The 12,918-nt window shown below is 58.9% G+C and carries 16 protein-coding genes; 5 read left to right on the top strand and 11 right to left on the bottom strand.

Going from position 1 to position 12,918, the window contains the following annotated elements:
* Nucleotides 1-29 precede the first annotated feature (29 nt).
* The 6 genes from ACA043_RS05105 to ffh form a co-directional block, all read right to left on the bottom strand.
* Entirely contained in the window at nt 30-443 is a 414-nt protein-coding gene (locus ACA043_RS05105) for an acyl-CoA thioesterase (RefSeq protein WP_187680006.1), read from the bottom strand.
* Nucleotides 444-591: 148 nt separating this feature from the next.
* Complete coding sequence (gene rplS / locus ACA043_RS05100; protein WP_003175895.1) at nt 592-942, bottom strand: 50S ribosomal protein L19; 351 nt, start codon at nt 940-942, stop codon at nt 592-594.
* Nucleotides 943-987: 45 nt separating this feature from the next.
* A complete protein-coding gene (gene trmD, locus ACA043_RS05095; protein WP_187680007.1) occupies nt 988-1,740 on the bottom strand; it encodes a tRNA (guanosine(37)-N1)-methyltransferase TrmD in 753 nt (250 codons plus the stop codon).
* Nucleotides 1,741-1,742: 2 nt separating this feature from the next.
* On the bottom strand, nt 1,743-2,279 hold the full coding sequence (gene rimM, locus ACA043_RS05090) for a ribosome maturation factor RimM (protein ID WP_497658727.1): 537 nt from the start codon (nt 2,277-2,279) through the stop codon (nt 1,743-1,745).
* A 5-nt stretch (nt 2,280-2,284) separates the two neighbouring features.
* Nucleotides 2,285-2,536 (bottom strand): 30S ribosomal protein S16, encoded by a 252-nt coding sequence (gene rpsP, locus ACA043_RS05085; RefSeq protein WP_016986371.1) that lies wholly within the window; start codon nt 2,534-2,536, stop codon nt 2,285-2,287.
* 249 nt (nt 2,537-2,785) lie between these two features.
* On the bottom strand, nt 2,786-4,162 hold the full coding sequence (gene ffh / locus ACA043_RS05080; RefSeq protein ID WP_008081630.1) for a signal recognition particle protein: 1,377 nt from the start codon (nt 4,160-4,162) through the stop codon (nt 2,786-2,788).
* A gap of 195 nt (nt 4,163-4,357) precedes the next feature.
* Between ffh and ACA043_RS05075 the strand changes: the two genes are divergently transcribed.
* From ACA043_RS05075 to ACA043_RS05065, 3 genes are all read left to right on the top strand, one after another.
* Nucleotides 4,358-5,170, top strand: a complete 813-nt coding sequence (locus ACA043_RS05075) for a cytochrome C assembly family protein (protein ID WP_187680008.1) — start codon at nt 4,358-4,360, stop codon at nt 5,168-5,170.
* 13 nt (nt 5,171-5,183) lie between these two features.
* Nucleotides 5,184-6,425 carry a transporter associated domain-containing protein gene (locus tag ACA043_RS05070; RefSeq protein WP_489879158.1) on the top strand — a complete coding sequence of 414 codons (1,242 nt, stop codon included), beginning with the start codon at nt 5,184-5,186 and terminating at the stop codon, nt 6,423-6,425.
* Nucleotides 6,426-6,735: 310 nt separating this feature from the next.
* Nucleotides 6,736-8,052, top strand: coding sequence for an MFS transporter (locus tag ACA043_RS05065; protein ID WP_497658726.1), 1,317 nt, complete (start codon nt 6,736-6,738; stop codon nt 8,050-8,052).
* Between the two features lie 94 nt (nt 8,053-8,146).
* Here the strand turns inward: ACA043_RS05065 and purT are convergent, their stop codons facing one another.
* From purT to ACA043_RS05040, 5 genes are all read right to left on the bottom strand, one after another.
* On the bottom strand, nt 8,147-9,328 hold the full coding sequence (gene purT / locus ACA043_RS05060) for a formate-dependent phosphoribosylglycinamide formyltransferase (protein ID WP_187680011.1): 1,182 nt from the start codon (nt 9,326-9,328) through the stop codon (nt 8,147-8,149).
* 100 nt (nt 9,329-9,428) lie between these two features.
* The gene (locus ACA043_RS05055) at nt 9,429-9,896 is read right to left on the bottom strand and encodes a preQ0 transporter (RefSeq protein WP_187680012.1); all 468 of its coding nucleotides are present in this window, start codon (nt 9,894-9,896) and stop codon (nt 9,429-9,431) included.
* A gap of 228 nt (nt 9,897-10,124) precedes the next feature.
* A complete protein-coding gene (locus ACA043_RS05050) occupies nt 10,125-10,334 on the bottom strand; it encodes a DUF1289 domain-containing protein (RefSeq protein WP_401271912.1) in 210 nt (69 codons plus the stop codon).
* Entirely contained in the window at nt 10,331-10,855 is a 525-nt protein-coding gene (locus tag ACA043_RS05045; RefSeq protein ID WP_034154816.1) for a gamma carbonic anhydrase family protein, read from the bottom strand. The genes ACA043_RS05050 and ACA043_RS05045 overlap by 4 nt, the downstream gene beginning before the upstream one ends.
* A gap of 48 nt (nt 10,856-10,903) precedes the next feature.
* A complete protein-coding gene (locus ACA043_RS05040) occupies nt 10,904-11,503 on the bottom strand; it encodes a CoA pyrophosphatase (protein ID WP_187680014.1) in 600 nt (199 codons plus the stop codon).
* A 147-nt stretch (nt 11,504-11,650) separates the two neighbouring features.
* Here ACA043_RS05040 and ACA043_RS05035 point away from each other — a divergent pair, with 147 nt between their 5' ends.
* Nucleotides 11,651-12,202: an NUDIX hydrolase gene (locus tag ACA043_RS05035; RefSeq protein ID WP_497658725.1), complete on the top strand. Its 552-nt coding sequence runs from the start codon at nt 11,651-11,653 to the stop codon at nt 12,200-12,202.
* Between the two features lie 49 nt (nt 12,203-12,251).
* Nucleotides 12,252-12,767: a L,D-transpeptidase family protein gene (locus ACA043_RS05030; protein ID WP_489879161.1), complete on the top strand. Its 516-nt coding sequence runs from the start codon at nt 12,252-12,254 to the stop codon at nt 12,765-12,767.
* Nucleotides 12,768-12,918 lie beyond the last annotated feature (151 nt).

The following is a 12,918-nucleotide window of genomic DNA, read 5'->3' as shown; positions in this document are numbered from 1 at the left end:
TTTTCACAGCGCACCCGATCACGAAACACTCAGGCGGAAAACCCTGGCAACACCGGCACTGGACGCTTGTCATCATCAATCGCGACAAAGCTGAACTGGCCATGAATCGCCTTCTCGCGACCATCGCAGCTCATGCTTTCAACAAACACTTCCACCTCGACCTTGAGGCTGGTGTTACCGACCTTGATCACCCGCCCGACCAGTTCGACGATGGAACCGGCCGGGATCGCGTGGTTGAAGTCGATACGGTCGGTGGACACGGTCACCAGCGGCAAACGGCAGAAACGTGTGGCAGTGATGAACGACACTTCGTCCATCCACGCCAGCGCAGTGCCGCCGAACAGGGTGTTGTGGTGGTTGGTGGTCGGCGGAAAGACGGCTTTGGTTACGCGAGTCACCGAGAGTTCGGTGCGGCGTTCGATTTCCTGGTCACGGATAGACATGTGGGATGACTCGTAAAAAGTAGACTGCAAATCGAAAGCAAGATCAAAAGATCGCAGCCTTCGGCAGCTCCTACAGGATGGGGGCAGTTTATTGCAGGCAACAAAAAAGCAGCCCGTAGGCTGCTTTTTTCTGCATCGGAAGCTGGACTTAAGCCAGTTTTTCCTTGATGCGAGCTGCTTTACCCGACAGGTCGCGCAGGTAGTACAGCTTGGCTTTGCGTACGTCACCGCGACGTTTAACAGCCATGCTGTCGATCTGCGGGGAGTAGGTCTGGAAAGTACGCTCTACGCCGACACCGTTGGAGATCTTACGAACGGTGAATGCACTGTTCACGCCGCGGTTACGCTTGGCGATTACAACGCCTTCGAACGCTTGCAGACGGGAACGATCACCTTCCTTCACTTTTACCTGAACGACGATGGTGTCGCCTGGGGCAAAGGTAGGGATTTCTTTGGTCATCTGCTCTGCTTCGAGTGCAAGGATGATTTTGTTGGTCATGCTGTGCTCCTAAGGTAAATCAACTGATCTACCATCGATACGTTGTTAACTATCGTCCCGCTCGCGGATGTATTCCTCGAGCAGCTTCTTCTCTTCTCCAGAAAGCGAGCGGCTTTCCAGAAGATCGGCGCGTCGTTCATAGGTCCTACCAAGGGACTGCTGTAAACGCCAACGCCGGATATGCGCGTGGTTGCCACTCAGCAACACGTCGGGTACACGCTGATCCGCATACACCTCAGGTCGGGTGTAGTGCGGGCAATCCAGCAGACCATCCGTAAAGGAATCTTCCTCGGCGGAGTCCGCATGCCCTAAAGCTCCAGGCAGCAGTCGTGTAACCGCATCGATCAGGACCATGGCCGGCAGCTCGCCGCCAGACAGTACATAGTCGCCAATCGACCACTCTTCATCGACATGAGCCTCAATAAAGCGCTCGTCAATGCCTTCATAGCGGCCGGCAATCAGGATCAATGCATCCGATTTTGCCAACTCGCGTACCGCCGACTGAGTCAGTTGACGGCCTTGGGGGGACAGGTAAATCACCTTCGCCGCCTCCCCGGCTGCTGCTTTGGCCTGAACCAGAGCATCTTCCAGGGGCTTGATCTTCATCACCATGCCTGGACCACCGCCAAACGGGCGATCGTCCACAGTGTGATGCCGATCCGTCGTGTAGTTCCGCGGATTCCAACAGGTCAGCTGCAAGAGCCCCTGTTTGACCGCACGACTGGTGATGCCGTAGTCGCCGATGGCGGAAAACATCTCGGGAAACAAACTGATCACTTCTACGCGCAAGTTAGCCACGCTTAGAAGTCCGCGTCCCAATCCACCTTCATCTCGCCCGATGCGAGGTCGACTGCCAACACGCATTGCTCCGTATAGGGCAACAGGCGTTCGCGATCATCCAGGCTGCCAGCGCAAGGCTTGACGACCATTACATCATTGGCGCCGGTTTCCAGAAGATGATCGATTTTCCCGAGCAATTGCCCCAGGTGATCAATGACCTTCAGACCTTCCAGCTGGTACCAGTAGTACTCGCCTTCGGTCAATTCAGCGAACAGGTTGCGCGGCACGCAGATCTCGTAACCGGCCAGAAGACGAGCTTCTTCACGATCATCAAGACCCTTGAGCTTTGCGACCAGGAACTTGTCGCTCCCGCGTCCACTGACCAGCTCGACCTGTTTGACATTGCCTTCACGCTTGAGCGTCCAGGTTTTGTACTGCAACAGGTTTTCAGTCGGATCAGTAAAGGAATAAACCTTCACTTCGCCGCGAACGCCATGAACAGAATAAATTTTGCCAATAACGATCAAATCATCGGCAACAGCAGGCGTCGCGTTCATATTGCTCAGGCCGCAGCCTTGGCAGATTCCTTCAACAACTGAGCAACGCGCTCAGAAGGTTGTGCACCAACGCTCAGCCAGTAGGCAACGCGCTCTTGGTTCACGGACAGACGGGTTTCCTGACCACGGGCAACAGGGTTGAAGAAACCAACCTGTTCTTTGTGGGAACCGTCACGCGGGTTGCGCGAGTCGGTTACGGTCAGGTGATAAAACGGGCGCTTTTTGGAGCCGCCAAGGGCAAGACGGATTGTTAGCATGTGAACATCGTTCCTGTAGTCGGTGCTGCAAATCTAAATGCACAGCGGGCATGGGTGCCCGAAAGGCCGCATATTCTAAGGAATATCCGGACTTTTGCAAATGACTTTTTCCGGCGCCTATGGCATGCCGTGCAGATTTGCATATAGAGCCGTCGATGAAAACGGCCAGTCAGCTCCCGCCGAGTGCGGGTTTGCTGTTGATCCCGCATCCTTGCGGGGCCTGCGCCGGTGCGACGACCGGCCAGTTATTTACATTTTTGGCATCCCGCCGCCGGGCAACATACCGCCCATGCCGCGCATCATTTTCGCCATTCCGCCTTTGGCGGTGAATTTCTTCATCATCTTCTGCATCTGCTTGTGCTGCTTGATCAAGCGACCGATGTCCTGCACCTGAGTGCCGGAACCCATGGCGATCCGGCGCTTGCGCGAACCGCTGATCAGCTCAGGGTCACGGCGCTCGGCCGGGGTCATGGAGTTGATGATGGCTTCCATCTGCTTGAATTGTTTCTCTGCCGCATTCTGGGCATTGCCCATCTGCGACAGGTTGACGCCGCCGATGCTCGGCAGTTTGTCCATGAGGCCGCCAAGGCCGCCCATGTTCTTCATCTGTTGCAACTGATCGCGGAAGTCTTCGAGATCGAAGCCCTTGCCCTTCTTCAGCTTCTTGGCCAGTTTGTCGGCCTTGTCCTTGTCGAGGGTCGCTTCGGCCTGTTCGATCAGGCTGAGCACGTCGCCCATGCCGAGAATCCGCGAAGCGATACGCTCAGGGTGGAACGGATCGAGCGCTTCGCTCTTCTCGCCCATACCGATGAACTTGATCGGCTTGCCGGTGATGGCGCGCACCGACAGGGCGGCACCGCCACGGGCATCGCCGTCGACCTTGGTCAGGATCACACCGGTCAGCGGCAGTGCATCACCGAAGGCCTTGGCCGTGTTGGCCGCGTCCTGACCGGTCATGGCGTCGACCACGAAGAGGGTTTCTACCGGGTTGATCGCGGCGTGCAGCGCCTTGATCTCGCCCATCATCTCTTCGTCGATGTGCAGGCGACCGGCGGTGTCGACGATGACCACATCAATAAACTTGAGCTTTGCTTCTTTTATAGCCGCAGTGGCGATGTCGACCGGCTTCTGGCTCAGGTCGGACGGGAAGAACGTCACGCCGATGTCGTTGGCCAGGGTTTCCAGCTGTTTAATAGCCGCGGGACGGTAGACGTCCGCCGACACGACCATGACCGACTTCTTCTTGCGCTCTTTAAGGAAGCGCGCAAGTTTGCCGGCGGTGGTGGTTTTACCGGCGCCCTGCAAACCGGCCATCAGAATCACGGCGGGTGGCACGGCGCTCAGGTTCAAGTCTTCGTTGGCCGCGCCCATCAGGCTTTCGAGTTCGGCCTGGACGATCTTCACGAACGCCTGGCCCGGCGTCAGGCTGCGCGACACCTCGGTGCCGACAGCGCGCTCCTTGACCGAATTGACGAAGTCCTTGACCACCGGCAGGGCGACGTCGGCTTCGAGCAACGCCATGCGCACTTCACGCAGGGTGTCTTTGATATTGTCTTCGGTCAGCTTCGCCTTGCCGGTGACATGGCGCAGCGTCTGCGAGAGACGGTCGGTTAAGTTTTCAAACATTGCGCGATCCTTTCAGGCCCTGTTTAGACCGGGATAATGGCGGCCCAGACCGGAATCAACATGTGCTCGGCGAGCCTGCGGCGTGGGCAGGTCGCGGATTATAGCGAAGACTGCGCCGGGCGGACACCTCGCACTTTCGTGGTGTGGCGGTTCTATGCCAAACTCAGCGCCTTTCGGGCTTGCCTAACAGGATTTATGCTCCCCTTGTCACCCAGTTTGCTGACCACACTCGCCGCCGCCCTTCTATATGCCGCTGCGACCCTTTATCAAGGCACTCGTCTGGCCACCGGCGCCAAGGCGAACAAGCGCCTGCTGGTTTCGCTCGGCGTCCTCGCCGTGCTGGCCCACAGCGCCAGCCTGCTCACCCACCTGCTGACGCCGATCGGTCTGGGCCTGGACTTTTTCAGCGCCGCCAGCCTGATTGCCGCCGCCGTGATTGCCCTGACATTGCTGGCGTGCTCGCGAATTCCGGTGGAAAACCTGCTGGTACTGCTGTTCCCGCTGGGCGCGGCCACCGTGCTGCTGGCGCAGTTTGCCCCGGCCGGCACCGTACAGATCATCGATGAAGAGCCCGGCATCCTCGCCCACATCCTGTTGTCGATCCTCGCCTACGGCATGTTCACCATCGCCGTATTCCAGGCCTTGTTGCTGCTGGTGCAAGACCACCAACTCAAGCACAAGCACCCGTCCGGCCTGATCAAGAACTTCCCGCCGCTGCAAACCATGGAAAGCCTGCTATTCGGTTTCCTCTGGGCCGGCTGGACGCTGTTGTCGCTGTCGTTGATCTCCGGCTGGTTGTTCGTCGAGAACCTGTTCGCCCAGCATCTGGTCCACAAAACCTTACTGGCGTGCCTGGCCTGGATTGTCTTCAGCGTGCTGCTGTGGGGTCGTAATCGTCTCGGTTGGCGCGGCCACAAGGCGATTCGCTGGACTCTCGCCGGTTTCTGCCTGCTGATGTTGGCGTACTTCGGCAGCAAACTGGTTCGTGAATACATCCTGCATATCTGACGGGCGGCAATAAATGGACGGTTTGCCCATAGGGCCGATGCTCGCGGTATTTGTCCTGCTGATTTTATGGTCGGGGCTGTTTACCGCCGTCGAAATCGCGCAGCAGCATCTGCTCGCGCAACGCACCGCCTCGCGCGCCAGCGATAAACCGCTGGCGAAGCTGAGCTTCCCGCTCGACAGCCTGATCCTGTGCAACACCCTGTGCCGTGCGCTCGCCGTGGTGATTGCGACGCTGCTGGCGATTTTCCTCTGTGAAGAAAACGGTCCTTGGGCGGCGTCCCTGGGTGCCGGCGCAATACTGCTGGTGTTCACCGATTACTTTCCGCGCACCCTCGCCCAGCGTTATCCCGACGCCGTACTGGCATTCGGCAATACCCTGCTGGCCGTGCCGCTCAAGATCATTTATCCGCTTGCCTGGCTGTTCAGCCGGATCAGCGCTTTGCTGATGCGTCCGTTTGCGCGCAAAGCCCAAGTAGTGCAACAAAGCGAAGACGATGTGCAAGCTGATCGACATGACGATCCCGAACACCCGATTCGCCTGCACCCGGTCTCGGGCATTCACGCGCTGGACAACATTACGGTCAACGACATTCTGGTACCGCGCAGTGACGTCGACGGCATCAATCTCGACGACCCGATAGAAGACATCATCGAACAACTGCGCAACACCAAGCGCACGCGCCTGCCGGTGTTCCACAGCGACATCAATCAGGTCGAAGCGGTGCTCAATACCCGGCAGATCCGCCACCTGTTGAACGACGATAGCCTGACCCGCGAAGCGCTGCTGGCCGCCAGTTACGAGCCTTACTTCGTCCCGGAAAGCACGCCCCTGCAACTGCAACTGCTGAATTTCCACAAGCAGCAGCGGCGTTTGGGCATGGTGGTGGACGAGTACGGCGAAGTGCTCGGCATCGTCACTCTGGAAGACATTCTCGAAGAGATCGTCGGCGAATTCGAAAGCGAGCACAGCCTCGATAATCCGCACATTCATCCGCAGCCCGATGGCCGCATGGTGATTGACGGCACCGCCTCGATTCGCGAATTGAACAAATGCCTGGGTTGGCATTTGCCCAGCGATGGACCGAAAACCCTCAACGGGTTGGTGACCGAGGCACTGGAAACCATTCCGGAGAGTGCGGTTTGCCTGAAGATCGGTCGATATCGCCTGGAGATTCTCGAAACCGAGGAGAACCGGGTTAGCAGGGTATTGATCTGGCATACGAGTTCGGTGCCCGCTCTGGTGCCTGCCAGGTAAAGATCAAAAGATCGTCCGAACGCGGCCGGAACCTTCGGCAGCCCCTACATGTGGAATGCGCCTGCAGGACCTGCCGAAGGCTGGGATCTTTTGCGCTTGTTCAATCGTTAGCCACCTTCCTATAATCGAGGCGCTTACCCAAGCGCCGCCGACCCTGTGCTTACCCAGCACTAAACAGGTCTCGACTGTTTCCGCATCACACCGACGACTGTTCCTACTCGAAACAGCGCTCGCGCCTCATCCCACATCCCTGGGTACTCCACCATAATAATTCGCTCCAACGGAGCATATGACTGTCAGGGATCACCGCATGACGACCAGTACCGCTTACAGCGACACCGCGCCTGCCCAGCCGACCAACTCCGCCACCCGCGTGGCCACGGCGAGCTTCATTGGCACGGCCATCGAGTTCTACGACTTCTACGTTTACGCCACGGCCGCCGCACTGGTGATCGGACCGGTGTTCTTTCCGCAGACCTCCGGCACCGCGCAGATGCTCTCGGCGTTTCTCACCTTCGGCATTGCCTTCCTTGCCCGCCCGCTAGGGTCGGCGCTGTTCGGCCATTTCGGTGATCGCATCGGACGCAAATCGACGCTGGTCGCTTCGCTGCTGTTGATGGGGGTTTGTACAACGCTGATTGGCGTGCTGCCGGGTTACGCCAGCATCGGGGCCTGGGCACCGATTCTGTTGTGCGTGCTGCGTTTCGGTCAGGGCCTGGGATTGGGCGGCGAATGGGGCGGAGCCGCATTGCTGGCCACGGAAAACGCGCCGAAGGGCAAGCGCGCGTGGTTCGGCATGTTCCCGCAGCTCGGCCCTTCGATTGGCTTTCTCGCGGCTAACGGCCTGTTCCTGACATTGGCCATGACGCTGAGCGACGAGCAGTTCCGCAGCTGGGGCTGGCGGATTCCTTTCCTGCTCAGCGCGGCACTGGTGATGGTCGGCCTGTACGTACGTCTGAAACTCCACGAAACCCCGGTATTCGCCAATGCCATCGCCCGTCAGGAGCGAGTGAAAGTGCCGCTGGTCGAGCTGTTCAGCCAGTATTGGGTACCGACGCTGCTGGGCGCGGCGGCGATGGTTGTCTGCTACGCGCTGTTCTATATCTCGACGGTGTTTTCCCTGAGCTACGGCGTGTCCACCCTCGGTTACAGCCGTGAGACGTTCCTTGGCCTGCTGTGCTTTGCCGTGCTGTTCATGGCGGCCGCGACACCGCTGTCGGCCTGGGCCAGTGACCGTTACGGGCGCAAACCGGTGCTGATCATCGGCGGCGTGCTGGCGATTCTGTCCGGATTCCTGATGGAACCGCTGCTGACTCATGGCTCGACCTGGGGCGTGGCGCTGTTCCTGTGTATCGAGCTGTTCTTGATGGGCGTGACATTCGCCCCGATGGGTGCGCTGTTGCCGGAGCTGTTTCCGACTCACGTGCGTTATACCGGCGCATCGGCAGCCTACAACCTCGGCGGCATTGTCGGAGCCTCGGCGGCGCCGTTCTTTGCGCAGAAACTGGTGGCGATGGGTGGTTTGAGTTATGTCGGCGGGTATGTGTCGGCGGCAGCGGTGCTGAGTTTGATCGCGGTGCTGTGTTTGAAGGAAACGAGGAATAACGATCTGAATCAGATTGCCTGACAGAAGATCAAAAGCTTCGCGAGCAGGCTCGCTCCCACATTTGGAATGCATTTCCCAGTGGGAGCGAGCCTGCTCGCGAATGCCGCGACTCGGTTTAGAGTTCTACGACAACAGCCTGAGCAGCGCGGGTCGCCTTGGCACGAGCGGCCTCGATCGACTCATCACGCGCCAATGCCACGCCCATGCGGCGCTGACCATTGACCTCAGGCTTGCCGAACAGACGCAGCGCGGTATCCGGCTCGCTCAGCGCAGCGCCAAGGTTGGCGAATGCCGTCTGGGTCGACTGACCTTCCACCAGAATAACCGCCGAAGCCGATGGCCCGAACTGACGGATCAGCGGCACTGGCAGGCCGAGAATGGCCCGAGCGTGCAAGGCGAACTGCGACAGATCCTGGGAAATCAGTGTGACCAGACCAGTGTCGTGCGGGCGCGGCGACACTTCGCTGAACCATACCTGATCACCTTTGATGAACAGCTCGACGCCAAACAGACCACGGCCGCCCAACGCCTCGGTCACGGCTTTGGCAACGCGCTCGGATTCCGCCAGCGCAATCGGGCTCATGGCCTGTGGCTGCCAGGATTCCTGGTAATCGCCCTTCTCCTGGCGGTGACCCACTGGCGCGCAGAACGTGGTGCCACCCATATGGCGCACGGTCAGCAGAGTGATTTCGTAGTCGAAATCGATAAAGCCTTCGATGATCACCCGACCCTTGCCCGCGCGGCCGCCCTCTTGAGCGTAGTCCCAGGCCTTCTGCACGTCATCGTTGCTGCGCAGCAGGCTTTGGCCTTTGCCCGACGAACTCATCACCGGTTTCACGACACATGGGAAACCCAAATCCTGAACGGCTTTGCTGTAGTCCTCGAAGGTGTCGGCAAAGTGGTACGGCGAGGTCGGCAGGTCCAGCTCTTCAGCGGCCAGACGACGGATGCCTTCGCGGTTCATGGTCAGTTGCGCGGCACGGGCGGTCGGGATCACGGTGAAGCCTTCAGCTTCCAGCTCGACCAGAGTGGCGGTGGCAATGGCTTCGATTTCCGGCACGATGAAGTGCGGTTTCTCGGCCTCGATGACTGCACGCAGGGCCGCGCCGTCGAGCATGTTGATCACGTGGCTGCGATGGGCGACTTGCATGGCCGGCGCGTTGGCGTAACGGTCGACGGCAATCACTTCAACGCCCAAGCGTTGCAGCTCGATCACCACTTCCTTGCCCAACTCACCACAGCCACACAGCAATACGCGGGTCGCGGTTGGCGACAATGGAGTTCCGATACGGGTCATCTCAGGTCCTCAAAGAAGCGGATCATCGAGGAAAGCAACGCCAGACGCGCTTTCCATGGGGAGAAAGCGCGGCATTTTACATGAACCCGAGGGTTTGGCTTCAGCTGGCGACGGCCTGTTTGCGATCACGCCAGGCCATGATCAGCCAGACGGCGGTGACGCCGGCAAATTTCGAGGCCAGCGCGGTGATGATCACGGGTGGCGTCAGCAGGTCGATCATGCCGAAAAAGATGAAGGTATCGAGGGGAATGCTCAGCGCCGAACTGATCCACAAACGGTCGCGCAACGGCCGCTTGGTGATGCTGAACACCAGCCAGTCGATGCACTCGGAAACCGCGAACGCCGTGGCGCTGGCCAGGGCAATGGACGGATCGGATGTGACGTATGACAACACCAGTGCCGCCAGCATCGCCACGATGGCGCCATGACCAAAGCGGGTTTGCACCATGTCGCGCAGCACGAACACCAAACCGCCCCAGGCCGACCAGATGATGTCCAGGTGGGGCGCAGTGGAGAAGGCGAAGTTGATCAGCACGACGCTGCTGATATAGGCGATGAGGAAAATCATGGGGGCGACCTGTCAGATTGGCGCACAGGTTACTGGACCCGCAGATCAAGAGCCACCCCCTCACCCCAGCCCTCTCCCCCAAGGGGGCGAGGGGGAAAGGGAGCAGATCGGGTGCGTTTCGAAACCTGAGTTCGACTCGGTATGCCAAGTCGGCGTATAGCGAAAGACACCTCGGTCAGTCCCCTCTCCCTCTGGGAGAGGGTTAGGGTGAGGGCATTCTCAAGTCGATCACGACTTCGAAGGGATCATCCACACCAACCCACTCGCCTTCGCCCGCTCATGACACAACCCCAACACTGCCCGCCGCTCGTCATTGCTCATCCGGCTCCAACGGGTAATCTCCTCGACCGTGCGCTGGCAGCCCGTGCAAATATCATCCTCGTCCAGCGCACAGATATTCACGCAGGGTGATTTCACAGGTCTTTCAGGCGTGTTCATTCTTCCTGCTCAACCAGATCACGCGCATAACGCTGGGAGTTATGCACATAGTGCGCGGCGCTGGCTTCGAGCATCTTCTTCTGTGGCTCGGTCAGTTCTCGCACGACTTTGCCCGGCGAACCCATGACCAGCGAACCGTCGGGAATTTCCTTGCCTTCACCGATCAGCGAGTTCGCGCCAATGATGCAGTTTTTGCCGATCTTCGCGCCGTTGAGAATCACCGCGTTAATGCCGATCAGGCTGTAATCGCCGACTGTGCAGCCATGCAGCATGGCGTTGTGGCCAATGGTCACGCCGGTGCCGATGGTCAGCGGAAAACCCATGTCGGTGTGCATCACCGTGCCGTCCTGGACGTTGCTGTTCTTGCCGATCAGGATCAGTTCGTTGTCGCCGCGCAGCACGGCGTTGAACCAGACGTTGGCGCCCTCTTCCAGCTTGACCTTGCCCACCAGCACGGCGTTGGGGGCGACCCAGCTCTGTGGATGGGTTTCGACACGGGCGTCGCCCAAGCGGTATTTCATCTTGTTTTCCTCAGGGCTCACGATGAAGGGCCATTCGAGCGATGGCTTTCAGGTGTTGATAAAGCTTTTAGGCGGCTGATGCAGGCTGATTTTCGCGTCATAGAGCAGATTGATCAACTCGACGATCATGATCGCTGTCAGCCCCCAGATCTTGAATTCACCGTATCGATAGCTCGGCACATACCAACTGCGCCCCTGATAGTCGATGCGATGGGTGTGTTCGCGAGGGTCTTTGCGGAAGAATTCCAGTGGCACACTGAATACGGCAGCGATTTCCGCATCGTTGGCCAGATATTCGACAAAATCGGGGATCACGCCGACATAAGGCGTGACCTTTATACCGTGCAGCGAGATCAGCGGACTGAGCGGGCCGATCACTTCGACCAGTCCCGGCGGCAGGCCGATCTCTTCTTCGGCTTCGCGCAGGGCAGTGAAAATCAGATCGGGGTCTTCGGGATCGCGGCGTCCACCGGGGAAGGCGACTTCGCCGCCGTGAGTCGAGAGACCGCTGGCGCGCAGGGTCAATACCAGTTCCGGCTCGTCACTGCGGGTGATCGGCACCAGAACGGCGGCCTCGGGGAAACGTGTGTCGGTCTCCAGCGTGCGCGGTGTGTGGTTGCTTACCCGATGCAGTAGCTCGTCCAGCATGAGTGTTCTCGATCTGTGCCTTGCCCTGCATCATGCACCAATCATTGCGACCGCCCAAGCCCCTGAATCTTGCCGTGTCGCGAAACGACAACTTGCCGACCGGCACCGCTGCACGCCAAGATAGGCGCAGCATTCAGGAACCCCAGCATGAAATTTTGCAGCCAGTGCAGTAACCCGGTGACACAGCGCATTCCCGAAGGCGACTCGCGGCTGCGATTTGTCTGCGATAGCTGTCAGACCATTCACTATCAGAACCCCAATATCGTTGCCGGTTGCGTCGCGACCTGGGGCACTCAAGTGTTGCTCTGCCGCCGCGCCATCGAACCGCGCCTCGGTTACTGGACGTTGCCCGCCGGATTCATGGAGAACGGCGAAACGATCGAGCAAGCCGCGACCCGCGAAACCGCCGAGGAAGCCTGCGCCCGGGTGCGTAACCTGAGCATCTATACCCTGATCGATGTGCCGCACATCAGCCAGGTGCATGTGTTCTTCCGCGCCGAACTGGTCGATCTGGATTTTGCCGCCGGCCCCGAAAGCCTGGAAGTACAACTATTCGACGAAGCCGACATCCCCTGGGACGAACTGGCTTTCCGCACGGTGGGCCGTACCCTAGAATGCTTCTTCGCTGACCGGCGCGCCGAGGTCTATCCGGTTCGTTCCGAATCGATTCCGCCGCTGGCCCAGCCTGCCATCACCTAAAAGCCTCTATAAATAAAATATCTGCGTCACTCCTTGGGGAATCGTTTCAATGCGCTGGTTGCTTGCCCTGTTTTGCCTGTCGTTCGTCACGGTCTCGCAAGCGTCATTCGTGACCACCATGACGCCGTCGAATACTCCTCTCATCGAAAAAGTACTGGTGCTTAAATCGGCTCATCAACTGCAGTTGATCGTCGACGGCAAGCCACTCAAGACCTATCGCATCTCTCTGGGCAAGGGAGCAAAAAAAGGTCCGAAACTGATTGAAGGCGACAAGCGCACACCTGAAGGCTTCTATTGGATCGACTGGCGCAAGACCAGCGAAAAATTCAATCTGTCGATGCACATTTCTTACCCGAACATCAGCGATTCGGCGCGTGCCCGGCGTGAAGGCGTCGAGCCTGGCGGCATGATCATGATCCACGGCACGCCGGACTCGGAAGAAACGCCCGAAGATCTGTTCCACACCCTGGACTGGACCGACGGCTGCATCGCCATGCGCAACATGGACATGCGCGAAGTCTGGGGCTTGGTGCCGGACGGCACGATGATCGAGATTCGCCCTTAACGACCGACCTTTGGTCGCTCTCGAAAAAATAAATCAAACGATCGCAGACTGCGTCAGCGCCTACAGGGTTGATACCACTTCCCACTGTAGGAGCTGCCGCAGGCTGCGATCTTTTGCTTTTTAAAGCCACCCGCTAATACCACTTAAAACC

The organism is Pseudomonas sp. LBUM1648 (assembly GCF_059716145.1).
The sequence above is the reverse complement of the archived record's forward strand: the minus strand, read 5'-3'. Positions and strand labels throughout refer to the sequence as shown.

Coding starts and splice junctions, on each gene's coding strand:
- ACA043_RS05105 (WP_187680006.1), bottom strand. CDS start 443: ATGTCTATCCGTGACCAGGAAATCGAACGCCGCACCGAACTCTCGGTG.
- rplS (WP_003175895.1), bottom strand. CDS start 942: ATGACCAACAAAATCATCCTTGCACTCGAAGCAGAGCAGATGACCAAA.
- rimM (WP_497658727.1), bottom strand. CDS start 2,279: ATGAACGCGACGCCTGCTGTTGCCGATGATTTGATCGTTATTGGCAAA.
- rpsP (WP_016986371.1), bottom strand. CDS start 2,536: ATGCTAACAATCCGTCTTGCCCTTGGCGGCTCCAAAAAGCGCCCGTTT.
- ffh (WP_008081630.1), bottom strand. CDS start 4,162: ATGTTTGAAAACTTAACCGACCGTCTCTCGCAGACGCTGCGCCATGTC.
- ACA043_RS05075 (WP_187680008.1), top strand. CDS start 4,358: ATGCTCCCCTTGTCACCCAGTTTGCTGACCACACTCGCCGCCGCCCTT.
- ACA043_RS05070 (WP_489879158.1), top strand. CDS start 5,184: ATGGACGGTTTGCCCATAGGGCCGATGCTCGCGGTATTTGTCCTGCTG.
- ACA043_RS05065 (WP_497658726.1), top strand. CDS start 6,736: ATGACGACCAGTACCGCTTACAGCGACACCGCGCCTGCCCAGCCGACC.
- purT (WP_187680011.1), bottom strand. CDS start 9,328: ATGACCCGTATCGGAACTCCATTGTCGCCAACCGCGACCCGCGTATTG.
- ACA043_RS05055 (WP_187680012.1), bottom strand. CDS start 9,896: ATGATTTTCCTCATCGCCTATATCAGCAGCGTCGTGCTGATCAACTTC.
- ACA043_RS05050 (WP_401271912.1), bottom strand. CDS start 10,334: ATGAACACGCCTGAAAGACCTGTGAAATCACCCTGCGTGAATATCTGT.
- ACA043_RS05045 (WP_034154816.1), bottom strand. CDS start 10,855: ATGAAATACCGCTTGGGCGACGCCCGTGTCGAAACCCATCCACAGAGC.
- ACA043_RS05040 (WP_187680014.1), bottom strand. CDS start 11,503: ATGCTGGACGAGCTACTGCATCGGGTAAGCAACCACACACCGCGCACG.
- ACA043_RS05035 (WP_497658725.1), top strand. CDS start 11,651: ATGAAATTTTGCAGCCAGTGCAGTAACCCGGTGACACAGCGCATTCCC.
- ACA043_RS05030 (WP_489879161.1), top strand. CDS start 12,252: ATGCGCTGGTTGCTTGCCCTGTTTTGCCTGTCGTTCGTCACGGTCTCG.